The following is a 22,391-nucleotide window of genomic DNA, read 5'->3' as shown; positions in this document are numbered from 1 at the left end:
AGGTCCTATGATGTCGCTCCGATCCCACCTGTTTGCCGCCGCCGCGACCCTTGTGGTCGCTAGCCCCGCCGTCGCGGCTGGCCTGCCCGGGGCGCCGCCGCCCTTCGACAAGGGCGGCGTCAAGGTCGCGCTGGTGCGCTACCTCTCGGTCGGCGATTTCTACCAGGCCTACGAGGCAGGGGCGCAAGCCCAGGCCAAGGCGCTCGGCATCGACCTACGCGTCCTCCCGGGTCGGCAGGACGCCAGCCAGGAGCGCGATCAGGTGGAACAGGCCATCAACCTCGGCGTCCAGGCGATCGTCATCGATCACGGGCTGCCGGAGTCGCTGAAGGACGTGGCCCAGAAGGCGTTGGATGCCGGCATCAAGGTGGTGGCCTTCGACGTCAACCTCGACAACCCGAAGATCCCGCAGGTCGAGCAGAGCGATCACGCCCTGGCCCAACAGGCGCTCGATCAGGTCGTCAAGGACAATGGCTTGAACTTCGAGGCCGGCTACGTTTATGTCGCCGGTTTTGCGCCGCTCGACCGCCGCAACGAAATCTGGACGGCGTTCCGAGCTAAGAACCCCAGTGTCGTCGAGAAGGCCCGCTTCGGCAGCGTCAGCGACAACACGGCGAGCGCGACCGCCGACCAGGCCAAGGCGGCGCTGCGCGCCAACCCCGGCATCACGGTTGTGTTCGCGCCCTATGACGAGTTCGCGCGCGGGGTCAAGCTGGCAGCGGCCGAGCTCGGCACGGCCGACAAACTGAAGATCTACTCCGCCGATGTGTCCACGGCCGACATCGCCGAGATCACCGAGCCGGGCAGCCCTTGGGTTGGCACGGTCGCCACCAATCCGGCCGTGGTGGGGCAGGTGTCGATCCGCGCCGCCTCGCTCGCGGTGGCGGGCCAGGACCCCGGCCACCGGATCACGGTCGAGCCGACCCTGCTCACCCAGACGACGTTGCGGCAGGCGGGCGTCAAGACGGTCGAGGACCTCAACGCCAAGATCCCGGCCTTCGGCCATTCCGACGCCGCGACGGCCGCCTGGATCCCCGAGCTGAAGTGAGGCCGGGCCTCGACCTGTTCCACGACGGAGGTGACATGACGCAGTCCCGTTCGACTCTCGAGATCACGCTCCTCACTCGCACCAGCGACCTCGTCCGGTTGCTGCCGGAATGGTGGGCGCTGTGGAGCCGGTCCGCGCAGGCGACGCCATTCCAGTCGCCCGCCTGGCTGCTGCCATGGTGGCAGGTGTTTCACCCCGGTCCGTTGATGAGCGTGGCGGTGCGGCGAGACGGCCTCCTGGTGGGGCTCGCGCCCTTCTACCTGGAGGACGGACCCTACGGTCGTCGACTGCTGCCGCTCGGCATCGGGATGACGGACTACCTGGATGTACTCATCGACGGCGCGCCGGCCCCTGACGTCGCGGAGGCTTTCGCGAAAGCCTATGTAGCAGAGGGTGGACGCTGGGATGTCTGGTCGCTTGAGGAGTTGCGGCCCGACGCAGTGGCTTGTTCCCTCGCGTTCGGGACGCTCGAAGGCGAGCCGCAAGGTCAGTCGGCCGCGCCCGTGCTGGCCTTGCCGGCAACCGTTGCGGAGTGGGAGCGCTCCCGCGGCGGCCGACGCTGGCGCCGCGCTTGGAATCGCGTGCAGCGCCATGACCGCGTTGGCATCGCCGAGAGTGACGGCCTATCGGGCCCCGACCTATTCGAGGCGTTGATCGAACTGCACGGCCGACGTTGGGCCGCCAAGGGCGAGCCCGGCGTACTGGCCAACCCCGACGTTCGCCTGTTCCACCGCACGGCCGTGCCGCACCTTCGGGCGTCCAAGCTCCTGCGGTCATTCGGCCTTCAGGTCGAGGGCCAGACGGTTGCGGCCTATTACGGCTTCGCCCATCGCGGCGAGAGCTACGCGTATCTCAACGGCTTCAATCCCGATTGGGGATTCGAGAGCCCAGGGACGGCGCTGATCGGGACCGCAATCCGCTGCGCCATTGGGCAGGGACAGCGGCGATTTCACTTCCTCCGCGGGCAAGAGCCGTACAAGTATTTATGGGGCGCCGAGGACCGCTGGAATGTCGTGCGAACGCTAAGGCGTGTCAGTACGACATCCGGAAACGAGATCTGTGGTCGGCAGGCCAGTCATCAGGGATACTCCTGAAGTTATCGCCTTCGCCCTACTAACCCATCCGATCGCGGCTTTGCGGCGTATAGGGTTCGGATCAGAATGATCTAACTCTACTGGTCCGCCTCGATTACTGGATGCGTTCACCGATAAAGGTCCGCTTACCAGAATGTGGACACGTTCAAGCTTTGACCGAGTTGGGCGCGAAGCTGAAGGTCCGCTTCCGCGCATGTTCAAGTTTTGCATCGAATGACGGCATGCCTGATGGCTTCGATCAGGACTGCACCGAATGCAGCCGATCGCCGAACTCTGCTGTCGCGCCAGGAAAGCCGAAGTTCACTACAAGCCCGCCGGGCTGGCCGGTGGCGGGGTTCACGAACAGCACCGTCACGAACAACGGGTCATCAAAGCGCGTGTCGGAGACCTCGCACAGCTTGAATGCCGAGGCGGGAAGCCCCGACTTCTCCTGGAACACGGCGGCCACGTTGCGCGACTGGGCCGAGTGCGCATCGCCTAGCGTCGACAGAAGAGCGAGCACCTCGTTGTCGCGCGGCAACCCGATAATCTCGAAGCGGTCCTGCACCGCTGCCTTGACCGCGGCGCGCGTGCTCGTGTCGGTGCAGGCGCGCAAGTCGGCCGCGCTGGTGACCGGGTGAGCGACGAGGCTGTGGCCCAAGGTGAACAGCAGGATGATGAACTGCATCGCGAGGTCTCCTACGATCAGATGCGGCGCGTCAGGCCTGCAGCGCGTTGCCGGTCGATCCAGCGGCGTCGAACACGGTCGCCTTCATGCGTTCGAACTCGGCGTCGCTGATCGCGCCCTTGGCTCGCAGCTCGGCTAGGCGCTCCACCTCGCCGATCGGGTCACGTGCGGGCGACGGGGCGGTGGTCAGCTCGGGCAGAGCCGCGACCGGCACCGGTCGGCCCTTGCCATCCAGCGCGGCCCCGAAGCGGTTCGCCGCGGGCGTGCCGCGCTGGCACACGAAAGCGAGCAGTGGGATGGCGCCGATCAACGTAAAGGCGGCCAGGACCCACCAGCCGGTGCGGTCGGTATCATGCAGGCGCCGCACCAACACCGACAGGGACGGGATGGCGTGCACCAGCGTCACCAGCAGGTAGAAGGTGCTCTCCGTCTGCAGCCGCCGGTCGAGCAACGCGGCCCCGGCACCAAGCAGGAAGCTGATCAGTGCAAAGTACCAATACTCCGATCGGATCGCGCGGCCGGAGAAGCTTGCATACCGGCCCATAGCGCGGCCGTACCAGTTGACTTCGTTGAACAGCTTCAAGGGAGATCTCCGTTGTAGGGTGTCGGCATTGTGAGAGACGGTACGTTTAAGGAGTGGCTATAGCCAGTGGTTTGATAGCCACCTGGATGCTGCCATCGTTCGATGAATGGGCGCGAGCTGGTGGCATGGAACATCAGGCGGATTAGGGTCACCCAGGGGATCTCCCAAGATCTGCTGGCCGCTGATGCCGCGATCGACCGCGCCTATCTCGGAGGCCTCGAGCGGCAGCGTGAGAACCCGACCGTCGACCTGCTTGACCGCGTAGCCCGAGCCCTGTCGGTGAACGTGAGCGAGCTCTTCCGCGTGCCTGAAATCGGGGAGGTGCCACCCGAGGCCTTGCGCGGTGGTCGGCGCCGGAAGTGAGGCTCAGTATTCGTCGGCCAGCATGATGGTGAGGAGCCGCATCGTCACCGCCGGATCTGACGGGTCGGGGGAGTGCTGCTGCAAGCTGCGGTCGTAGTAGTCGATCTTGAAGAACAGCCGGGCGCCACCGACCGTCACCGCGCCAAAGTCGTGCTCGTCGTGCGGATCGTTGGCGCTGTCGAAAGCCGCGAAGTTCGCGACCGCATGCCGGATCTCATGGCGCAGGTCGAGGCTGAGGGCGACGACGCCGGCTGTAAGGATGACGCGACCATCCTCGACGTTTTGGCGCAGGGCGTCGTTGAGGGTGCGAATGCGCGTTTTCACGCCGGATGCGAGCATGGTGATCTCCTAATGGTGGGTGAGGGCAGCGCCGATGCGCTCGACGCGTGGGTCGAGCCGGGCTAAGCTCGTTCAGTTTGAGGCACCAAAGCAGGCCAGAGGCGCCGCTGGGCCGCTTCGGCAGTAGCGCTTGGGCGTTGCGGCCCTGAGCCCCTGAAGGCCGCTGGCGGCCGGTTAAAGGCCTGCAGCGCGGGTGTTTGGGCGGCATAGCCCAGGGGGCGACCGGGCTCGGCCGCCCCGAGGCGCGTCGGCCGGGGCTCAGGCCGGCACAGGCGGCAAAAAGCCCAGCTCGGTGCGGCGGCGCACGACGGTCGGCTCAGTGAAGTCGCGCCAGCGCAGCGTCACCATGCTGCCGTTGGAGCCGATCACCTCGGCCTCCCACCAGCCCTCGGCCGGTCCCGTCGTGGCCAGCACCAGACTGCCGATGCCCACGTCCTCGATCCGGGTCGGCCGCACCGGCGGCTTCGGGCCAGGGTTGGAAGGGGGTGAAGGCGGCGATGCCGGTGCGCCACCTTCGGGCTCACCGGCGTCGCTCCCGACCACCTGCAGGGTGGGGCGCGGCTTTGCGGCTGCCGTTTCGACCCCCGTCGCCGGCTCAGTCGCGCTCGGGCTGCCTGCACCGCCGGTGATCGCCTCCAGCTGGCCGTAGACTTTGGCCGCCACGAATGGGGTGAAGGCGCGGCCGCTCGAGAAGACCCGGCCCTTCGGCAAGCCGCTGACGAGCGCGCGCAAGGCGTCGCTCTCGATCGGCACAGCCTGCATGTTCATCAGGCCGGCCGCCTTGGTGGCCAGCGCGGCGCTAGCCTGGTCGAACCAGGAGGCGTGCGGCTTGCCGGCGTTGTCGCGCCCAAACACGACGAGGTGGGGCTCGGGGGTGAGTGCAGCTTCGGTCATGGCTAGATCCTCGCAAGGGTTGCGGTGTTCAAGCCGCGCGCATGCGACGTCGTGGTGATGATCGACGCCGTGGCAGCCTGGTCGTCGTCAGCATAACGGTGCTGGTCGCGACATGTTCAGGCTAACCGAGGCGGTTTATTTGTCGTCAAGCGTAGATTTCGAGGGCGAATACTAGGTGCGTTTCGGGGCTCTATTTAGGCTTCATATCGGAACTGCAGTTCTTGACTCTGCATCATCGCAGCGGGACGCGGCGGCAAGTAGTGACGGGACACTCACCCTGCGCGCAGGGCCGTGCGTCGTCGATCCGGTTGCCGTTGCAGGCGTCGTGCCCCTCGGCGGCGCAGAACAGCCACACCGCCCGCTGCACCAGGCGGGGAAACACCGTCGGGCCGCCGGGGCAGAACTGCCGGGCGTCGATGCGCTCGGCCGCGGCGGCGATGACGTCTGCGCAGCCGCCGGGAGCGTAGCAGCCGGGGCCGTAGGCGTGCTCGGCCGCGAGGTCATGCAGGCAGCCGGCGCGGTGCAGCCAGTTGTGCACCAGGGTGTCGACCACCACCATGCTGGCGCCGGTCTCGACCCACAGTGGCCGGCCGGGGTCGCCGCCGAGCAACAGGTCCGACAAGGCGAGCGACAGCACCTTGGCCGAGACGCCGAACACGGCGGTAAGCGGGTCGAGCACGGCATTGCGCAGACCTGCGCCACGGTGCGGACCCGAAACCGCTGCCGCCATCGCGAGCCGGTCGTCAAGCCATTCAACGAGGTCGCCGCCGCAGATGTCCCGCACGAACAGGAAGAGCGCATAGGCGGCCTGGCTCAGCCGCCCGTTGCGCAGGTCGTGGGTCGGCAATGGACAGGCTCGCAGGTGAGCCGGCTCGGCGCAGCTGTAGCCAACCTTGGCAAAGCGGCAGTCGTGGAAGTGCCAGTAGCTCTCGAGCTTGGGGCAGCTCGGCTTGGCGGCGAGCGCCGCCGCCACGTCCCCGGAGCTGATCGTGCCGTGCTGGTCGAGGTAGGCGGCTGCGATACCGTTGGAGACGCCCTGGAAGTTGAGCACCCGGGCGAACCAGTCGAAGATCGCCGGGGTGTCACGGCGAATGATCCCCGCGGCGAGGCCGGAGGCGGCGAAGAAGCGCTGCAGCTCGGGCAGCAGCCCCCCCGGAGCAGTGACGCGGCACACGTCAAGAAGGCGTCCAGCTACGAGGTCGAGGTTTTCGGTTCGCACGATGCTAATTTCGGGGTTTGCCTGCGGCCCCAAGGCCGATCAGCCTGCCTCATAGCGCAGGCGCCAAATACCCCGTCAAACCCGCTCTTTAGGCCCCTTCGGCCTCCATTTGGCGTTTTCAGCCCGCTTGAGCGCGGCCGCATCGATCGAAAAACGCCCTGACCTGGTCGGTGTGGAGCGGAAAGGCCGCAGTGACTGCCTCGTGGATGACCACGACTTCTGACACCTCGGCGTCGTGGCTGAACGGCCCCACTTCGGCGATGGGCGGACACTCGCAGAAGATCAGGTTCTGTCGCCGATCGGGCGTGGTCACGACGGAAACGATACGCAGCGAAGCTGGGTTGATGGTGACACCGGTCTCTTCACGCACTTCGGTCGCCCCGGCCTCCTGCCACGACTGCCCGAGCATCTGATAACCGCCCGGGAGGGCCAGTTCGCATTGTCCCATGCCTGGCAGCGCGCGCCGGATCATCAGCAAGCCGTCAGCAACCGGCACGAGGACCACCACGACCGTCGGGGTGTTGGCATAAGCTGTCATTCAGCAGGCCTCCGGGCTTATGAAGGGCGCGATTTCCGAGCCATACCGCCCCACAATCAGGCTCTGGCCTATTCGGGGTCGCGGCGTCCGATCACGCGTACCGTACCGAGTGCGCCCCGACCGCGCACGTAGCCCCGTGACACGGAGCTAGAAAAGTCAGCGGCAAGCTGGGCGATGTCATGCAGCAAAGCTCGGATTGCTGCCCGCAGATCGCCATCGAACTCAGCAATGACGGCGTCGACCTCGGCCTCGGTGGGGTTGTCCACATCGTCCATGCTCGCGCCTCTCATTTAGAACATAGAGAGAACATAGCACATCAGGAATCGCGAGAAAGGTAGCTGGGCCCTTATTCCATCGCAGGTGCCCTGCCCTCCCGATGCGCCCCTCCGATGGCCTCAGCGAGCTTGCCGCCGATGAGCTCGGCCGCCTGCCGTAACGGATCAGCGTCGAGGTGGGCATAGCGTGCGGTCGTCTGCGGATGATTATGCCCGAGCAATTTGCCGACGATGGGCAGCCCCAAACTAGCACCTGCACCGATGGAGGCAAAGGTGTGCCGCAAATCGTGAAGGCGTACGCCCGACAGCCCCGCATGCATGCGCACCGCCTCCCAGGGCTTGTTCAAATCGGCGCGCGGCTGATCCAGCGACTTACCGGAAACGACGAATGGGCCCTGCTGCGGTAGGCCCGCCAGGATGGCACGGGCCGTACTGTTGAGGACGATGGTCTTACGGCCCGTTTTCGAGTCGGGCAGCAGCAGCAGCCCGCGCTCGAGGTCGACGTACTCCCAGCGTAGCTCCAGGATCTCTCGCAGCCGCGCGCCCGTAAACATCAGCAGGCGGATGGCGGCTGCAACCGGTTGCGAGAGAATGGTGATACGATTTTCAGCCTTCGGTAGGTGCTTTGAAGCCGGCTTTTTTGGGTCGAGCTGCCAGGGAAGCCCCTGCGTCTCGCCGAGCTGCAGGGCCGCACCAAGGCGCTCAAGCTCGTCCCGGCTCAAGTAACGCTCGCGCTGGTCCTCGCGGAACTTCTCGATGCGACGTGCCGGGTTGTAGTGCTCGGGCACGAGGTCTCGCTTCTCCGCAAAGGAGTACAGGCTGCCGATCACGGCGAGGAGGCGGTTTGCTCGATATGGGCGGTCATTGAGGCTCGCGTGAAGACGACTAAGGTCGCCCCGCGTGACGTCGGTCAGCTTGCGTTTTCCCAGCGTCGGCAGCGCGTATAGTCTAAGCAGCGATTCATAGTCGGCGTGCGTGCCCGCCTTGCGCTTCAGCCGTACATGCTCGGCCAGGAACAGCTCGGCGACCGAGCCGAAGGTCTGCTCGGCTCGGTCGCGGGTCAAATCAGCCGCTGGATCCTGGCCGAGGCTGACGGCGCCAAGTACCGCTTTCGCTTGTTCACGGGCCTGGTCGACGGTGAGTGGGCCGAAGCGCCCGATGGTGAAGAAGCGCTTCGGCCCACTGGGCCCCGCGTCACGCGTTCGGTACCGCAGCATGAAACTTTTAGTCCCGGTCGGTTCGATTCGAAGGCCGAAACCACGCAACTCGCTATCCCACACGAAGCTCGGCTTTGGCCCGGCCTGCGCTTGGTCCACAATTCGCTTCGTCAGCCTCACAGCGACTCCGCCCATCTGCCATCCCTTTCCAGTGACCATTCAGTGACCAGAGTAGCGGGAAGGTAGCAGATCAAACCGGGCGTGTCAGGATATCTAAATCATTGTGATAAAACACTGAAAATGACTTTCTTCGACGTTCCGGGACATGCCGGGAAATGAAGAAAAACGAACTTCGAATCTGGGTGTCGGGAGTTCGAATCTCTCCGAGCGCGCCAAGTGTTCTTCTCGAGTTATGCTTGGCGCAGGCGACGCTGCAATCGACATCCCCTCAACATGATGAACATCGAGCCGTATCCGCAGCTGATGATCAAGGACGCCATCATCCTGGCCGCCACCTATATCAGCCGTGAGCGGCGCGCCTGATCGGGAACACCGAGGCGATGCCGATGGCGTCGCGAACCAGCCTCAGCTTTAAGGAAAATCGAACATGGCGAACCCATTTGACGGCAAGGTCGCGGTGGTCACCGGCGCGGCCTCCGGGATCGGCCTGGCGACCGCACAGGCCCTGATGGCGGCAGGCGTCACCGTGGTGATGGTCGACCGCAACGAGGTTGCGCTGGCGGCGCTTGTGGCCACGAGCGGCGGCAAGGCGATCGCCCAGGTGACCGATCTGCTCGACCCCGAGAGCTGCAACGCGATGGTGCCGGATATCCTGGCCAAGGCGGGTCGCATCGACATCCTGCACTGCAACGCCGGGTCCTATGTCGGCGGAGACCTGGTCGACACCAACCCGGCCAGCATCGACCGCATGCTGAACCTGAACGTCAATGCCGTGATCAAGAACGTCCATGCCGTGCTGCCCCACATGATCGAGCGCCGGACGGGCGATATCATCGTCACCTGCTCGGTGGCCGGCCATGTGTCCATCATGCCCGAGCCCGTCTACACGGCGTCCAAGTGGGCCGTCACGAGCTTCACCCAGGCCACCCGTCGTCAGGTCGCCAAGCACGGCATCCGCGTCGCCCAGGTGTCGCCAGGGCCGGTGATCTCGGCGCTTCTGGCGGACTGGCCGGCGGAACGGCTTCAGGCCGTCAAGGACGCGGGCGGCCTGATCGAGGCGTCCGAGGTCGCCGATGCGGTGATGTACATGCTGAGCCGTCCACGCAACGTGACCATCCACGACATGATCGTTCTGCCCACCAATTTCATCGACGCCTGAGGCTTTGGGGGGCCTGTCCCGTCAGGCCCCCGGTGGCCAGGCCTTGCGTTAGGGTGTTCGCAAAGAGCGTCACACCGCCTCGTACTCGGCGCGCGCGTTTCATCGATGGAAACGCACGTCGAGCGAAGGTCGAAGGCGGCCTGCTCTTCCGCGACCTATGCAACGTACTGGGGGATGGAAGCTTAGCGGATCCCGCATCGTATAACGTTTCAGGGATCGAGCATATCGAATCAGGGATGCTTATTCATCCTTCGCAACGGCGCGCGGCATGCTATGAGGCATCCAATCGGTCGGAAGAACCGGGCGAAACAAGTCCGAGATCCTGTTTCGCAAAAGCAAACACCGTGGACGCCGAGACGGGCGCCACTCAGGGAGGGGAAATCATGATCATCACGCGTCGATCGCTGTTGGCCGTAACCGCGGGTGGCTTCGCGGCTACCGGTCTCGGCGGCCTTGCCTGGGCGGCCGAATTGCCCAAGCTGAAGAAGAAGGACAAGTACAAGGTCGGCTTTGCCCAGACCGAAAGCAACAACCCGTGGCGCCTTGCCCAGACGGCGAGCATGAAGGACGAGGCGGCCAAGCGCGGCTGGCAGCTCGTGTACACCGACGCTGCCGGCTCGGCGGCGAAACAGGTCGCCGACGTGCGGTCCATGATCGCCCAGAAGGTCGACGTGATCCTGCTCGCCCCGCGTGAGGAAAAGCCGCTGATCCCGGCCGTGATGGAAGCGAAGAACGCCGGCATCCCGTTGTTCTGCATCGATCGTGGCGTCGATCCGACGATGGCCAAGGCAGGTCGCGATTATGTGGCCTTCATCGGCTCCGATTTCGTCAAGGAAGGCATGATGGCCGGCGACGCTTTCGCCAAGGCGGTCGGCGGCAAGGCCAAGATCATCGAACTGCAGGGAACCACCGGCTCCTCGCCCGCCAACGACCGCATGAAGGGCTTCAAGGACGCCATCGGCAAATACCCCGACATGGTGATCGTGGCATCGCAGTCGGGTGATTTCGCCCGTGACAAGGGCCGTCAGGTGTTCGAGACGCTGTACCAGGCGCATCCGGAGGCGACCGCGCTTTACGGCCACAACGACGAGATGAGCATGGGCGCCATCGCGGCCATGGAGGCGGCCGGCAAGACGCCCGGGAAGGACATCATGATCGTGTCCATCGACGGCACCAAGGATGCGGCGCAAGCCGTGGCGGACGGCAAGATCGCGGTGCTGGTCGAGTGCAACCCGCATTTCGGACCCAAGGCCTTTTCGTCGATCGTCGACTACGCCGACGGCCAGACCCTGGCGGCCGCCTTGGTGAACACCGACCGGCTGTTCACCAAGGACAACATCGCGAGCTATCTGCCGGAAGCGTTCTAAGCTTTGCAGCCGATCCAGCCCTTGCCCGGAAGGGAGCAGCTGGATCGGCTTGCTGACCGCAGTCGCCGCTCGGCGTAACGAACCGGAGCCGGTGCGCTGAACCAAGCGACGCCGCCCGACGTGGCGATCCATGACGAGGCCCCATCGTCATCGGGTCTCGCCCGCGCGCCGATGGCCTCTTCTTTCAGGATCTTCCGCCATGGCGGCCCAACCCCTGCTTTCCATGCGCAATATCGACAAGCGCTTCGGCACCGCGCCGGCGCTGGTCGACGCTCATCTGGAGGTCATGCCTGGCGAGGTGATGGCTCTCATCGGCCAGAACGGCGCCGGTAAGTCCACCATGATCAAGGTGCTGAACGGCTTCGTCCGGCATGACGCCGGCACCATCACCTACGAGGGCCGCCCCTGGGAAGTCGCGACCCCCGAAGCAGCCCAGCGCGGCGGCATCTCGACGATCTTCCAGGAGATCAACCTCATCCCATTCCGCACGGTGGTCGAGAACATCTACCTCGGCCGTGAAATCTGCTCGGCCCTGGGCTTCCTGCGGTGGCGGGAAATGAAGGCTGGCGCCCGCAAGCTGCTCGACGAGTTTGGCATCGCGATCGACGTGGAGGCGCCGCTCGAAACCTATTCCACAGCGATCCAGCAGATGGTGGCGATCGCCCGCGCGGTGTCGATGAATGCCCGGCTCGTCATCATGGACGAATCCACCTCCTCGCTCGACGAAGCGGAGGTGAAGGTGCTGTTTGCCACCATTCGCCGCCTGAAGGCACAGGGCGTCTCGGTGGTGTTCGTCAGCCACAAGCTCGATGAGCTTTACGCCGTCTGCGATCGCGTGACGGTCATGCGGGACGGTCGCACGGTGGCGGTGGCCTCCATGGCCGAAATGTCCAAGCTGCAGCTCGTGGCGACGATGCTCGGGCGCGATCTCGCGGAAGTTCGCAAGCAAGGCGCCACCGCCTTTTCGGCCGCGGCCCGCCCGCCCGGCCCGCAGGTGCTCGAGGTCGAGCACCTCGCGATCGGGCGCCGCGTCGCGGATGCCTCGCTGGATGTCCGCAAGGGGGAGATCGTCGGTCTTGCGGGGCTGCTCGGCTCCGGCCGCACCGAAGTGGCACGGGCCGTGTTCGGCGCCGACCCGCGGGGCGGTGGCGCGATCCGGCTGAACGGTCGCGAGGTTCGCTTCGCCGAGCCCAGCGAGGCGATCCGTGCCGGCCTCGGGTTCTGCTCGGAAGACCGCAAGCACGAAGGCATCGTGCCGGCCATGTCGGTGCGCGAGAACATGACGCTGGCATTGCTGCCCGCACTCAGCCGCTCCGGCATCATCGACGAAACCAAGCAGCGCGCGATCGTCGAGCGCTTCATCGCCGACCTCGGCGTCAAATGCGCCAGCCCCGACCAGCCCATCCGCGAGCTCTCGGGCGGCAACCAGCAGAAGGTGCTGCTCGCACGCTGGCTCTGCATGAATCCTGAAATGCTGATCTTCGACGAGCCCACGCGCGGTATCGATGTCGGCGCCAAGGCCGAAATCCAGAAACTGATCCGCCGTCTCGCCGACGATGGTCTGGGCGTTTTGATGATCTCCTCGGAGTTGGAGGAGATCGTCGAGGGGGCCGACCGCACCTTCGTGCTGCGAGACGGCCGTACCGTGGTGAGCCTGGACCGCGCGAACACCAGCGAGGCGACGCTGATGGATGCCATGGCGCATGGTGGAGCGCACGAAGGAGCCGCCGCATGAGCCTCGAGACGCCTTCGCTGCCGGCCGGCGCCGGCATGCGTCCGCCTGGTGGCGCCCGGCCCCTGCCCCGCCTGCATGTCGGCCTGGCCCTGCGCCGTTTCGGGGCGCTGATCGCCCTCGCGGCGCTGATCCTGCTCAACCTCGCCATCACGCCGCATTTCGCCACGATGCAGACGGTGTCGGTCAACCTCACCCAGATCTGCACCATCGTGATCGTCGGTGTCGGCATGACGCTGGTGATCGCCACCGGCGGTATCGACCTTTCGGTCGGCTCGCTGATGGCCATCGCGGGCGCGTTGTCGCCGGACTTCTTCACCGGCTCGTTGACCCACCTGTCGAACCTTTACGTCAACATCGCTCTCGGCATCGTGGTGCCGGTCGCCGTGGCTGGGCTGTTCGGGCTGTTCAACGGCTGGCTCGTGTCGAGCTTCCGCATTCAGCCCATCATCGCGACGCTGATCCTGTTCATCGCCGGCCGTGGCATCGCCCAGGTCTGGACCAATGGCGACCTGCAGGTGTTCAAGGCGCCGGAGTTCCAGGCCATCGCGCTCGGCCATGTGCTCGGCGTGCCGTTCCAGGTCTGGATCATGCTGGTCATGGTGGCGGTCGCGGCCTGGGCCCTGAAGAAGACCGTGTTCGGCCGTCAGGTGCTGGCCGTGGGCGGCAACGAGCCTGCGGCGCGGCTCGCCGGCGTGCCGGTGAAGCGCGTCAAGCGCCTCGCCTACGTCATTTCCGGGCTTTGCAGCGGTGTCGCGGGGTTGATCGTCATCGCGATGAACTCGGCGGCGGATGCCAACCTGATCGGCATGGGAACGGAACTCGACGCCATCGCGGCGGTCGCGGTGGGCGGCACATTATTGTCGGGCGGGCGCGCCACCGTGGTGGGCACGCTGATCGGCGCGATGATCATCCAACTGGTCCGCTACACCCTGCTCGCCAATGGCGTGCCGGATGCGGCGGCCCTTCTGGCCAAGGCGGCGCTGATCGTGCTCGCCGTCTGGCTGCAGCGGCAGGAGCGCGCATGATGAAGCATCGGTCCGGCGCCGCGATCGGCGTCGTCGCGGCTTTGGCGCTTCTCGTCACCTTCGGCGCCTTGCGCTACGACGGCTTCCTGGGCGCCTATAACGTGCTCAGCGTGCTGCGCTACAACTCGATGTTCGCGCTGGTGGGCCTCGGCATGTGCTTCGTCATCATGACGGGCGGCATCGACCTGTCGGTCGGGTCCGTGGCCGCGATGGCGAGTGTGGTGTCGGCCTATCTCAGTCCGTACGGTCTGCTGGCGGGCCTCGCGGGCGGCGTCGGGGCGGGGCTGGTGGCGGGCGCGCTCAGCGGCTTCATCATCACGAAGATGAGGATCCTGCCCTTCATCGCGACCCTCGCCGTGATGCTGGCCGCGTCCGGCACGGGGCTGCTGTTGGCCAACAACCAGTCGGTTTCGGTGTCCTACGACACAGCCTTCACGGCGCTTGGTCAGGGCAACCTGTTTCAGCCGCTTGCGCCTGACTGGATCGACGGCGATCAGGCCGGCCTCCTCGGCGGGGCGCTTGGGCTGTTCTTCAAGTTTCCGACGCCGGCCTGGATCGCCCTCGTGGCCTACGGCCTCGGCTCGCTGCTGCTCAACAGCCGACCCTTCGGCCGCCATGTCCTTGCGGTCGGCGGTGGCGAGGAAGCCTCACGCCTGATGGGCTTGCCGACCGACAGGACCGTGTTCCTGGTTTACGTGCTGTCGGGGGGCCTCGCGGGCCTTGCGGGCGTGATCCTGGCGGCGCAGTTCGGTGCCGGTCAGCCGATCGAGGGGATCGGTTGGGAGCTTTTCGCCATCGCATCGGTGGTGGTGGGCGGCACGCTCCTTACCGGCGGCAAGGGATCGGTGCTCACCACGCTTGCGGGCGTGCTGTTGCTTGGCCTCATCTTCACCATTCTCAATTTCGAGAACGGCATGGGCTGGATCAGCTTGTCGGCCTATTGGCAATCGGTGGTGCGCGGCGGCTTCCTGCTCGTCGTCGTGCTCCTGCAAAGCCGCCTCGCTCGCGCGCAGCCGGCGTAACTCGCACCACCCATCCGGAGGACGGCATGACCGAAGCGACGATCGATATCGCGGCCGACGTTGCGACCCTCGAGCGTGATGGTGTCGTAGGCCGCAAGGGCGCCTTCTCGCGCGATTGGGCGGAACGGATGCGCGAGGACATCACCTCGGCCTTCTGGAGCGCCATTCAGCGCTCGGGCGGCGCCGTCAGTCGGGGCCCCCGTCGTTGGTACGTCGAGATCCACCCGCAGGATCTCTCCGGCTTCGTCGACCTCGCGACGCACCCTTGGGTCACGGCGATCTGCGCGCATGTGCTCGGTCCTGATTACCAGATCGTCGAGGTCGGCTTCGACACGCCGTTCCAGGGTGCCAAGAACCAGCCCTGGCATCGCGATTTCCCGTCGCCTGCCGAGTCCTGGCGCGACCGTCGCATCACGTCGCTGGCCTTCAACCTGACGGGCGTCGACGTGACGCCCGACATGGGACCGTTCGAGGTGGCGCCCGGCACCCAATGGGACGACGGCCGCGATTGGAACCACGAGATGTTTCCCGACCGGGCACTCTGGAACCGCTTCGAAGAGCGCGCCACGCGCAAGTTTCCGCAGATGGGCGACATCTCCTGTCGATCCGCGCTGACCATGCACCGCGGCACCGCCCATGCGTCGCCGATCGCCCGGCCGGTTCTGGTGCTGGGCGTCGATGCCCCCGGCGCCGGTCACGCGGCCCTGCACGACATGATGGTGACGCCGGATTATTTTGCCGCCCTGCCCCAGAGCGTGAAGGATCATCTCACCTGCAGGGTCGTGGATGAGCTCGTGCCGATCATGCAGAAGCACGACATCGAAGGCTTGGTGATGGGCGCGGAATAACCGACCCTCGCTGTCGGCCCTAGGGCTCAACCAAGGTTGGGGTTGAGGCCCCCGCTTCCGAAACGATCTAAGCGGGATTCGGAAACATTGAAGCAAACGCTTGACGCGTGAATTTTTGCACCTAATGTAGCGGCTTATAGGCCGGATGCATCCTTTTCAGGATGCGAGACTGCGAAGCAGCGATCTGGCGGGGATGGAATTCGGAACTCAGATTTATGGCATGGTCCCACCAATGGGACGGGATACAGGTGTTTGCTCGCTTCTGCGAGAGGAACGACTTGGCCGTCACCTATGGGATTACTGTCCATCTAAACTAAAGCTACTAGCCGATAGAAAAAAACAGCTCTGGGAGATGGGCAATGCGGACGCTCGCGAAGATTGAGCCGCTCGATGTCATGTATTTCTTCGAGGAACTCAGCAGCAAACATCGGTGCTCGCGCTTCGAGAAGCAGGCCACCGACTACATCGCCGATTTCGCTGCCGAGCGTGGGCTTGAGCATCATCGCGATGCGCTTGAGAACATCATCGTCAAGAAGCCTGGCACACCCGGATTCGAGAACGCGCCGGTCGTGATCCTGCACGGCCATCTCGATATGGTGTGCAAGGTCGGCGATGGCGTTTCGCATGATTTTGCCGCCGGCGGCGTCAAACTCGAGGTGGATGGCGATCGCATCCGGGCTGCCGGCACGACGCTCGGGGCCGATAACGGGCTTGGCATCGCCTATATGCTGACGCTGCTCGACTCCAAGGACATCCCGCATCCGCCGCTGGAATGCGTGATGACCGCCATGGAGGAGATGGGCAAGGTCGGCGGCGATGGCGTCGATCAGAGCCTGCTGTCCGGCAAGCGCATGATCGATTTCAACTGGATCGACGAAAGGCAGCTGCTGGCCGGCTGTTCGGGTGACGTATCATGCCGCATCGACATCGATGCGGCATGGCAGGCCCCCGCTCCGGATCGCTTGCCGTTGCTCGTCGAGGTCCGCGGGCTTCTCGGCGGCCATTGCGAATTCGACATCCATCTCGGGCGTGCCAATGCCATCGTGGTGCTGGGTCGCCTGCTGCGCAAAGCCATACAGACCGGTGACGTGCAGGTGGCGTCGGTCTCGGGGGGCGTGCAGAACAACGTCATTCCGGCTGAGGGCGCGACGCTTCTCTGGGTTCGTGCCGACCAGGTCGACGCCATCGAGGCCGCCGTAACGGCGCTGGCCGATGCGCTGAAGCGCGAGTTCCATCGCGCCGACCCTTTGCTGCAGATCGGGACGACGCGGCCCGACACCGCCGTCGACCGTGTGTTCTCGGCGAGCGCCACCGCCAACCTGATCCAGACCATCGCGCTGTTGCCGAATGGCATCCAGACGCAAAACCTCGAAGTCCCGGGCAATTGGGAAACCTCGAACAACATCGGGCTGATGGTGACGACCGGTCGCGGCGTCGAGATCACCTGCACGATCACCAGCGCCGTGACGTCGCGCAAACACGCCGTGCTCGATCAGTTCATGCTTCTCGCCGACATGGCCGGCGACGGCGTCCGGGCCGAGCAGATCGGCCTCGACGCGCCGGAATTCCCCTGGAACCCGGACTCGCCCATGCTAAAAGTGGCGAAAGCCAGCTACCAGCGCGTCATGGGCCGGGCCCCGGATGTCCTGGTGTCGGTGTGCAGCCTCGAACTCGGCATGTTCACTCAGCGCATCGCCGGTCTCGATACCGTCGGCATCGGGACGAACCTATACGACCTGCATTCGCCGAAGGAGAGTTTGGATCATACCTCGGCGGCGCGTGTATGGCCGTTGATCAAGGACGTGATGCGACACCTCGACCATTAGTCGAAGTTGATGTCGCCGCCGCGAGGGGTGACTTGTCGACTAACGAGTTTCCGGCGGTGATGAATGCAGATCGGCAACGTCCGATCGGCAGTGACGAGCCCTAACAAAAAACAAGTATTCAGGGATGTGAGGAAACCACCATGAAGGCGCAGTCTCGAGATTCAACGCATGCGGTGTCGGCAAAGCGGATGTCGCGCCGGCTGAGGGCGGCAGTCCTGGCGGCATCGGCCTTCGGAATACCGGCTGCAGCCATGGCGCAATCGAAGCCGCCAGTGCCGAAGGAGAACCTGGTTCTGGTCGCTTCGGTGATCAACACCACCAATCCCTACATGATCGCCAACATCGCCGGCGCCCAGGCGCTTTCGAAAAAGCTCGGTATTCCGCTCGAGATCGTCAATTCGAACGGCTCGTCGCAGACCGAGATCTCCAAGATCCAGGCGATCCTGGCGGGTGGCAAGACCGTGCTGATGTTCGTCAATACGGTGGCGAGCTCCGACGCGCCGACCATCGTCGATGCGGTCAAGAAGGCTGGCGGCTACGTCACGATCTGGTGGAACAGCCCGACGGACTACAAGCCCTGGAACGTCGGCGACAATTTCGTTGCCTTCCAGAAGATCCCGGGCGTGCAGTCGGGCCGCTGCGGCGCGGATGCGATCGGTGCCGCGCTCGGTGGCAAGGGCAACGTCGTGATGCTGCCCGGCGTGCAGGATTCCACCACCAGCAAGACCCGCGTGGCCGGCTTCCAGGCGCAGATCAAGGAGAAGTTCCCCGGCATCAAGATCCTGGAAGCCCGGCCTTCGAACTGGGACCCGCAGGTTGCCAACCGCAACGCCAAGGACCTGATCGTCAAATACGGCAGCGACATCAACGGCGTCTGGGCGGCCGACGACGCCATGCAGATCGGCGCCATGCAGGCTTTCGAGAACGCCGGCCTGCTCAACAAGGTCAAGTTCGCCTCGGACGGGCTTTATCCCGAGACCGTGGCCGACCTGAAATCTGGCCGGGGCGATCATGCCATCGTGGGTGAAACCTTCCACCGGGGCTACATGGCTTCGGCGGTCGGGCTCTACACCGCCTATCTGGTGGCCGAGGGCAAGGTGAAGCCGAGCGAGCTTCCGCACGAAAAGCGCGAAAGCCTGTTCCAGCTGAGCTGCGTCACGCCCGACAACTACCAGCAATATTTGAAGTACGACGCGCCCGATGCCGCCGCCCAATTCGTCGACGAGCTCATCGAGAAGGGCCCCTGGGACACGCCACCGATGACGCTGATCGGCGCCGGTCCCGAGGAGATGCCGAAGTAGCTCGGCCTTCCGCGCGGTCCGGGCGAGGCATCGTGCCGCCCGGACCGGCCTTACGACATCGGCATCCCTCCACCGCGAGATCGCGCCATGGCCCTGTCCGCCGACGGCTCCCGCCTCCGGGCCCGGAACGACAACACATCCCCCAGGCAGGCACGGGCATCCGCGACCGCACAGTCGTTCTCGCTGCGCGATTGGATGGGGCCGGCCAGCTGGCTGCTGACGATCGCAGTGATCGTGATCGTGTTCAGTCTGCTCAACCCACGCTTCGCCAGTGTCGAGAACCTGCGCAATGTGCTGGTGCAGGCCTCCGTGCCGCTGATCATCGTAGTCGGCACCACCCTGGTGATCCTGATGGGCTCCATCGACCTATCGGTTCAGGGCGTCATGGGGGCGGCCGGCATGGCCTGGATCCTGCTCGTACCGAATGCCCGCGGCGGCACCGACCTCGGCGCCTGGGCTTGGCCTGTTGCGCTGGGAGTCGGGCTCGGGCTCGGTCTGGCCACGGGCCTCATCTACACCCGGTTCCGGGTTCCCTCCTTCGTGGTCACGCTCGGCACCTGGAACGTCGGCCTCGGCATCGCGACGATGTTGTATGGCGACGACCTGCTGCCGAGCCTGACCAGCGAGGCCCTGTCACAATGGCCGACGCGGCTGACCTTGGGGCTGCCCAATGGATTCTGGCTGTCGGCCGCCGTGGTGGCGGCCGGGGTGCTGTTGATCGGTTTCACCCATCTCGGCCGCGGCATCCTGGCCATCGGCAACAACGAACCGATGGCGGTGGTCAACGGCATTCCTGTGGCCCGCATCAAGGTGGCGGCGTTCGGGCTCGCCGGGCTGCTCTACGGGCTTGCCGGTGTGCTTGCCACGATGGAGCTCGGCTCGGGGTCTCCGGGCGTTGGAGCCGGACAACTGTTCACCGTCATCCCGGCGGCCGTCATCGGCGGCACCGCGCTCAGCGGCGGCCAGGGCGGCGTGCTTCATTCGGCCCTCGGGGTGCTGTTGTTGATCGTTCTCAACAACGGCCTCGTGCTGGCAGGCGTCAGCCCGGACTACCAGTCCGGCGTGTTCGGGGCGACCCTGCTGCTCGCCATCGTGGTCGTGGCCTGGCCGCATCGCGATCGCTTGAGGATTGCGAAATGACACCGACGATCGAGCCTCCGGTCCTCAGGCTGACCGACATCACCTGTTCGTTCGGGCCCGTCACGGCCATCAGGTCGGTGTCGCTCGAGATCAAGCGCGGCGAGGTCGTCGGCCTCGTGGGCGAGAACGGCGCCGGCAAGTCGTCGCTCCTGAAGATCCTGTCGGGCATCGTCACACCCGATACGGGCCGCATGGAGATCAATGGCGCGGTCTGCAATTTTCGTGGCCCCAAGGATGCCTTTCGGGCCGGGGTCGGCGTGGTGCACCAGGAGCAGGCGCTCTTCACCAACCTGACGGTTGCCGAGAACATCGACCAGCACCGCTCGGATGGCGGCATGATGAGCCGCCTCGGCCTGCAAAGCTGGTCGCGCGTCAACCGCGACGCCCAGGCGGCGCTCGACAAGATCGGCGTCAAGCTGAACCCGAGGGCGCGCATCCGCGACCTGTCGTTCGTGGACCGCCAGATGGTCGAGATCGCCCGCGCGGTCTGCATCGATCCGACGGTGGGCGGCACGCCGCTGATCATCCTCGACGAGCCGACCGCTGTGCTGGAGCGCGAGGAAACGGCGGTGCTCGAGCGCGAGATCCGCAACCTCAAGGCCTTCGCCAGCATCATCTTCGTGTCGCATCGCCTCGACGAGATCCTGCGGGTTTGCGATCGCGTCGTGGTGATGCGGAGCGGGCAGCTCATTCTCAACAAGGCTACCGCCGCGGTCAGCAAGGACGAGCTGTTCCACGCGATGGCGGGCCGCGACGCCCAGGTGGTCCACCGCTCGAACAAGCGCATCGCCACGGATGCGACGCCCGCCCTCGCGGTGCGCGACCTTTGCCGCAAGGGCCACTACCGCGACGTCTCCTTCGAGGCCCATCCCGGGCAGATCGTTGCACTCGTCGGCTCGAACCGGGCCGGCTGCGGATCGCTGATGCGTGGGCTGTTCGGCGCCGAGGCCTTCGATTCGGGTCAGATCGCGGTCGGTGGCCGCAACGTGTCGGGCTGGTCGATCAGCCGGGCCGTCAAGGCGGGGCTCGCCTACGTCCCGGCCGAACGCAAGGTCGAGGGCATGGTGGGCGGCTTTTCGGCCGCCCGCAACATCGCCTTGGTGCATCCGGGTCAGGCCGCGGTGGGGCCATTCCTCAGCCCGGCGCGATGCGACGGCATGGCCCAAACCTGGTTCGATCGGCTCGACGTGCACCCCAATGCGGTGTCGCTGGCGCTTGGGTCGTTTTCGGGCGGCAACCAGCAGAAGGTCGTCATGGCCAAGTGGCTGAATTCGCCCGCCATGAAGGTATTTCTCCTCGATCACCCCCTGCGTGGGCTCGATCCGGGGGCCGCGCAAACCGTCAATGCCCAGATCCGGCAATCCTGTGCGGCTGGAGCAGCCGTGGTGCTGATCCCCGACACGATCGAGGAAGCCCTGGAGATGGCCGACACGATTATCGTGATGCGGGACGGCGAGATTTCGGCCCGCCACGACATGGCGGAGGCTGCCGCCTTGACGGTCGAAACCATCCTCGAGGCCATGGTATGAGCAACGCCGCCAGACAGGCCGCCAAGGCGGTCGACGTGCCCCGTCCCGCCGCCCGCACCCCGGTCGCCACCAAGCTCACGCCGTCCGCGATCTGGCAAAGCTTCGGCCCGGTCATCGTTTTCGCGGTCGTGCTTCTGATGGTGTCGGTGCGCAATCCCGCCTTCCTGGGTGGGACGGGCCTGTCGATCGTGGCCGAATCCGCCGCCCCGATCCTGCTCGTGGCGCTCGGTCAGGCCATGGTGCTGAACATTGGCTCGATCGACCTGTCCAATGCCTCGATCAGCCTGCTCGGCGCCATCCTGTTGGCGCTTGCCCTGCCCGGTCTCGGCATCGGCGCTCCGATCGCGGTCTTGATGGCCGTCACGATCTTCGGGGCCATCAACGGGGCGATCGTGGCCTATGCCCAGGTGCCGTCCTTCGCGTTGACGCTCGGCACCTTGGGTATCCTCGATGCCGCGACGCTGGTGACGAGCGGGTCCGAAACCATCTACGTCAGCCAGAACCAGGAGATCGTCACGACGCTCTACCAGGACCGGCTGCTTGCCTTGCCGCTGACCTTCTGGATCGGCGTCGGCGTGGCGGTCCTGTATTGGGCCCTGCTCCGCTTCACTCGGGTTGGCCAGGGCATGACCGCCATGGGCAAGAACGAGCCCGGGGCGATCTTCTCGGCCATTCGCACGCGCTGGCTGAAGGTGTTGGCCTTTGCGATCTCGGGCTTCACGGGGGGCCTCGCGGGCGTCAGCATCGTGGCGCAAGCCGGATCGGCCTCCGCCAGTGGTCTCGGCAGCGACCTGCTGCTGCCCGGCATCGCGGCGGCGCTCGTGGGCGGCACCGCGGTCTCGGGTGGCCTGACGAACCCGATCAACGTGATCTTCGGCGCCCTGACGGTGGCCTTCGTGCCGATCGCGGTTCAGACGATCGGCATCACGGCGCAGGCCCAGAGCCTCGTCTATGGGGTGTTCATCATCGCGGTCGTGGTGATGACCACCCACCGATCGCGCGGCGCGATCGTCAAGTAGGCGCCAGGGCCGCTGCGACGATCGTCGGGCACGGCATCGTAAAAACCAGGGAAGGACACGCCA

At 65.5% G+C, this 22,391-nt stretch carries 22 protein-coding genes; 14 read left to right on the top strand and 8 right to left on the bottom strand.

Annotated elements, in window-relative coordinates; all coding sequences use genetic code 11:
- The first annotated feature begins 10 nt into the window (after window positions 1–10).
- Window positions 11–1,048, top strand: a complete 1,038-nt coding sequence (locus P7D22_RS03900) for a substrate-binding domain-containing protein (RefSeq protein ID WP_442916022.1) — start codon at window positions 11–13, stop codon at window positions 1,046–1,048.
- A gap of 35 nt (window positions 1,049–1,083) precedes the next feature.
- Window positions 1,084–2,142 (top strand): GNAT family N-acetyltransferase, encoded by a 1,059-nt coding sequence (locus P7D22_RS03895; protein ID WP_319932901.1) that lies wholly within the window; start codon window positions 1,084–1,086, stop codon window positions 2,140–2,142.
- Window positions 2,143–2,380: 238 nt separating this feature from the next.
- Here the strand turns inward: P7D22_RS03895 and P7D22_RS03890 are convergent, their stop codons facing one another.
- Together P7D22_RS03890 and P7D22_RS03885 are read right to left on the bottom strand one after the other, a co-directional pair.
- A complete protein-coding gene (locus P7D22_RS03890) occupies window positions 2,381–2,809 on the bottom strand; it encodes a hypothetical protein (protein ID WP_319932900.1) in 429 nt (142 codons plus the stop codon).
- 31 nt (window positions 2,810–2,840) lie between these two features.
- Window positions 2,841–3,392, bottom strand: coding sequence for a DUF805 domain-containing protein (locus P7D22_RS03885; RefSeq protein ID WP_319932899.1), 552 nt, complete (start codon window positions 3,390–3,392; stop codon window positions 2,841–2,843).
- Between the two features lie 120 nt (window positions 3,393–3,512).
- Here P7D22_RS03885 and P7D22_RS03880 point away from each other — a divergent pair, with 120 nt between their 5' ends.
- Window positions 3,513–3,755 carry a helix-turn-helix domain-containing protein gene (locus tag P7D22_RS03880; protein WP_442916021.1) on the top strand — a complete coding sequence of 81 codons (243 nt, stop codon included), beginning with the start codon at window positions 3,513–3,515 and terminating at the stop codon, window positions 3,753–3,755.
- Between the two features lie 3 nt (window positions 3,756–3,758).
- Here P7D22_RS03880 and P7D22_RS03875 read toward each other — a convergent pair whose 3' ends face one another.
- The 6 genes from P7D22_RS03875 to P7D22_RS03850 all read right to left on the bottom strand — a co-directional run bounded on the left by P7D22_RS03875 (window position 3,759) and on the right by P7D22_RS03850 (window position 8,372).
- Window positions 3,759–4,094 carry a DUF3768 domain-containing protein gene (locus tag P7D22_RS03875; RefSeq protein WP_319932897.1) on the bottom strand — a complete coding sequence of 112 codons (336 nt, stop codon included), beginning with the start codon at window positions 4,092–4,094 and terminating at the stop codon, window positions 3,759–3,761.
- Window positions 4,095–4,352: 258 nt separating this feature from the next.
- Window positions 4,353–4,988 carry a hypothetical protein gene (locus tag P7D22_RS03870; protein ID WP_319932896.1) on the bottom strand — a complete coding sequence of 212 codons (636 nt, stop codon included), beginning with the start codon at window positions 4,986–4,988 and terminating at the stop codon, window positions 4,353–4,355.
- 232 nt (window positions 4,989–5,220) lie between these two features.
- On the bottom strand, window positions 5,221–6,207 hold the full coding sequence (locus tag P7D22_RS03865) for a hypothetical protein (protein WP_319932895.1): 987 nt from the start codon (window positions 6,205–6,207) through the stop codon (window positions 5,221–5,223).
- A 118-nt stretch (window positions 6,208–6,325) separates the two neighbouring features.
- Window positions 6,326–6,745, bottom strand: coding sequence for an NUDIX domain-containing protein (locus P7D22_RS03860; RefSeq protein WP_319932894.1), 420 nt, complete (start codon window positions 6,743–6,745; stop codon window positions 6,326–6,328).
- Window positions 6,746–6,813: 68 nt separating this feature from the next.
- Complete coding sequence (locus tag P7D22_RS03855; protein WP_319932893.1) at window positions 6,814–7,020, bottom strand: hypothetical protein; 207 nt, start codon at window positions 7,018–7,020, stop codon at window positions 6,814–6,816.
- A 71-nt stretch (window positions 7,021–7,091) separates the two neighbouring features.
- Window positions 7,092–8,372 (bottom strand): tyrosine-type recombinase/integrase, encoded by a 1,281-nt coding sequence (locus P7D22_RS03850; RefSeq protein WP_319932892.1) that lies wholly within the window; start codon window positions 8,370–8,372, stop codon window positions 7,092–7,094.
- Window positions 8,373–8,784: 412 nt separating this feature from the next.
- Between P7D22_RS03850 and P7D22_RS03845 the strand changes: the two genes are divergently transcribed.
- The 11 genes from P7D22_RS03845 to P7D22_RS03795 all read left to right on the top strand — a co-directional run bounded on the left by P7D22_RS03845 (window position 8,785) and on the right by P7D22_RS03795 (window position 22,328).
- Complete coding sequence (locus tag P7D22_RS03845) at window positions 8,785–9,516, top strand: SDR family oxidoreductase (protein ID WP_319932891.1); 732 nt, start codon at window positions 8,785–8,787, stop codon at window positions 9,514–9,516.
- A 383-nt stretch (window positions 9,517–9,899) separates the two neighbouring features.
- Entirely contained in the window at window positions 9,900–10,883 is a 984-nt protein-coding gene (locus P7D22_RS03840; RefSeq protein WP_319932890.1) for an ABC transporter substrate-binding protein, read from the top strand.
- Window positions 10,884–11,082: 199 nt separating this feature from the next.
- Entirely contained in the window at window positions 11,083–12,618 is a 1,536-nt protein-coding gene (locus P7D22_RS03835; protein WP_319932889.1) for a sugar ABC transporter ATP-binding protein, read from the top strand.
- Window positions 12,619–12,653: 35 nt separating this feature from the next.
- Window positions 12,654–13,643 (top strand): ABC transporter permease, encoded by a 990-nt coding sequence (locus P7D22_RS03830; RefSeq protein WP_319932916.1) that lies wholly within the window; start codon window positions 12,654–12,656, stop codon window positions 13,641–13,643.
- Window positions 13,640–14,665 carry an ABC transporter permease gene (locus P7D22_RS03825; RefSeq protein WP_319932888.1) on the top strand — a complete coding sequence of 342 codons (1,026 nt, stop codon included), beginning with the start codon at window positions 13,640–13,642 and terminating at the stop codon, window positions 14,663–14,665. Before P7D22_RS03830 ends, P7D22_RS03825 begins: the two co-directional genes overlap by 4 nt.
- A 26-nt stretch (window positions 14,666–14,691) precedes the next feature.
- Entirely contained in the window at window positions 14,692–15,513 is an 822-nt protein-coding gene (locus tag P7D22_RS03820; protein WP_319932887.1) for a phytanoyl-CoA dioxygenase family protein, read from the top strand.
- A 359-nt stretch (window positions 15,514–15,872) separates the two neighbouring features.
- On the top strand, window positions 15,873–17,339 hold the full coding sequence (gene pepD, locus P7D22_RS03815; RefSeq protein ID WP_319932886.1) for a beta-Ala-His dipeptidase: 1,467 nt from the start codon (window positions 15,873–15,875) through the stop codon (window positions 17,337–17,339).
- A gap of 251 nt (window positions 17,340–17,590) precedes the next feature.
- A complete protein-coding gene (locus P7D22_RS03810) occupies window positions 17,591–18,640 on the top strand; it encodes a sugar ABC transporter substrate-binding protein (protein WP_319932885.1) in 1,050 nt (349 codons plus the stop codon).
- A gap of 87 nt (window positions 18,641–18,727) precedes the next feature.
- Window positions 18,728–19,780, top strand: coding sequence for an ABC transporter permease (locus P7D22_RS03805; protein WP_319932884.1), 1,053 nt, complete (start codon window positions 18,728–18,730; stop codon window positions 19,778–19,780).
- Window positions 19,777–21,309: a sugar ABC transporter ATP-binding protein gene (locus P7D22_RS03800; protein ID WP_319932883.1), complete on the top strand. Its 1,533-nt coding sequence runs from the start codon at window positions 19,777–19,779 to the stop codon at window positions 21,307–21,309. The genes P7D22_RS03805 and P7D22_RS03800 overlap by 4 nt, the downstream gene beginning before the upstream one ends.
- Complete coding sequence (locus P7D22_RS03795) at window positions 21,306–22,328, top strand: ABC transporter permease (protein ID WP_319932882.1); 1,023 nt, start codon at window positions 21,306–21,308, stop codon at window positions 22,326–22,328. Before P7D22_RS03800 ends, P7D22_RS03795 begins: the two co-directional genes overlap by 4 nt.
- The last annotated feature ends 63 nt before the right edge of the window (window positions 22,329–22,391 follow it).

The organism is Lichenihabitans sp. Uapishka_5 (genome assembly GCF_033947565.1).
Taxonomy (GTDB): Bacteria; Pseudomonadota; Alphaproteobacteria; order Rhizobiales; family Beijerinckiaceae; genus Lichenihabitans.
The sequence above is the reverse complement of the archived record's forward strand: the minus strand, read 5'-3'. Positions and strand labels throughout refer to the sequence as shown.

What these genes read in the sequence shown, in the direction of transcription:
- P7D22_RS03895 (WP_319932901.1), top strand. Translation starts at nt 1,084, where the DNA reads ATGACGCAGTCCCGTTCGACTCTCGAGATCACGCTCCTCACTCGCACC.
- P7D22_RS03860 (WP_319932894.1), bottom strand. Translation starts at nt 6,745, where the DNA reads ATGACAGCTTATGCCAACACCCCGACGGTCGTGGTGGTCCTCGTGCCG.
- P7D22_RS03805 (WP_319932884.1), top strand. Translation starts at nt 18,728, where the DNA reads ATGGCCCTGTCCGCCGACGGCTCCCGCCTCCGGGCCCGGAACGACAAC.
- P7D22_RS03810 (WP_319932885.1), top strand. Translation starts at nt 17,591, where the DNA reads ATGGCGCAATCGAAGCCGCCAGTGCCGAAGGAGAACCTGGTTCTGGTC.
- P7D22_RS03820 (WP_319932887.1), top strand. Translation starts at nt 14,692, where the DNA reads ATGACCGAAGCGACGATCGATATCGCGGCCGACGTTGCGACCCTCGAG.
- P7D22_RS03855 (WP_319932893.1), bottom strand. Translation starts at nt 7,020, where the DNA reads ATGGACGATGTGGACAACCCCACCGAGGCCGAGGTCGACGCCGTCATT.
- P7D22_RS03800 (WP_319932883.1), top strand. Translation starts at nt 19,777, where the DNA reads ATGACACCGACGATCGAGCCTCCGGTCCTCAGGCTGACCGACATCACC.
- P7D22_RS03840 (WP_319932890.1), top strand. Translation starts at nt 9,900, where the DNA reads ATGATCATCACGCGTCGATCGCTGTTGGCCGTAACCGCGGGTGGCTTC.
- P7D22_RS03900 (WP_442916022.1), top strand. Translation starts at nt 11, where the DNA reads ATGTCGCTCCGATCCCACCTGTTTGCCGCCGCCGCGACCCTTGTGGTC.
- P7D22_RS03870 (WP_319932896.1), bottom strand. Translation starts at nt 4,988, where the DNA reads ATGACCGAAGCTGCACTCACCCCCGAGCCCCACCTCGTCGTGTTTGGG.
- P7D22_RS03830 (WP_319932916.1), top strand. Translation starts at nt 12,654, where the DNA reads ATGCGTCCGCCTGGTGGCGCCCGGCCCCTGCCCCGCCTGCATGTCGGC.
- P7D22_RS03835 (WP_319932889.1), top strand. Translation starts at nt 11,083, where the DNA reads ATGGCGGCCCAACCCCTGCTTTCCATGCGCAATATCGACAAGCGCTTC.
- P7D22_RS03825 (WP_319932888.1), top strand. Translation starts at nt 13,640, where the DNA reads ATGATGAAGCATCGGTCCGGCGCCGCGATCGGCGTCGTCGCGGCTTTG.
- pepD (WP_319932886.1), top strand. Translation starts at nt 15,873, where the DNA reads ATGCGGACGCTCGCGAAGATTGAGCCGCTCGATGTCATGTATTTCTTC.
- P7D22_RS03875 (WP_319932897.1), bottom strand. Translation starts at nt 4,094, where the DNA reads ATGCTCGCATCCGGCGTGAAAACGCGCATTCGCACCCTCAACGACGCC.
- P7D22_RS03850 (WP_319932892.1), bottom strand. Translation starts at nt 8,372, where the DNA reads ATGGGCGGAGTCGCTGTGAGGCTGACGAAGCGAATTGTGGACCAAGCG.
- P7D22_RS03795 (WP_319932882.1), top strand. Translation starts at nt 21,306, where the DNA reads ATGAGCAACGCCGCCAGACAGGCCGCCAAGGCGGTCGACGTGCCCCGT.
- P7D22_RS03890 (WP_319932900.1), bottom strand. Translation starts at nt 2,809, where the DNA reads ATGCAGTTCATCATCCTGCTGTTCACCTTGGGCCACAGCCTCGTCGCT.
- P7D22_RS03845 (WP_319932891.1), top strand. Translation starts at nt 8,785, where the DNA reads ATGGCGAACCCATTTGACGGCAAGGTCGCGGTGGTCACCGGCGCGGCC.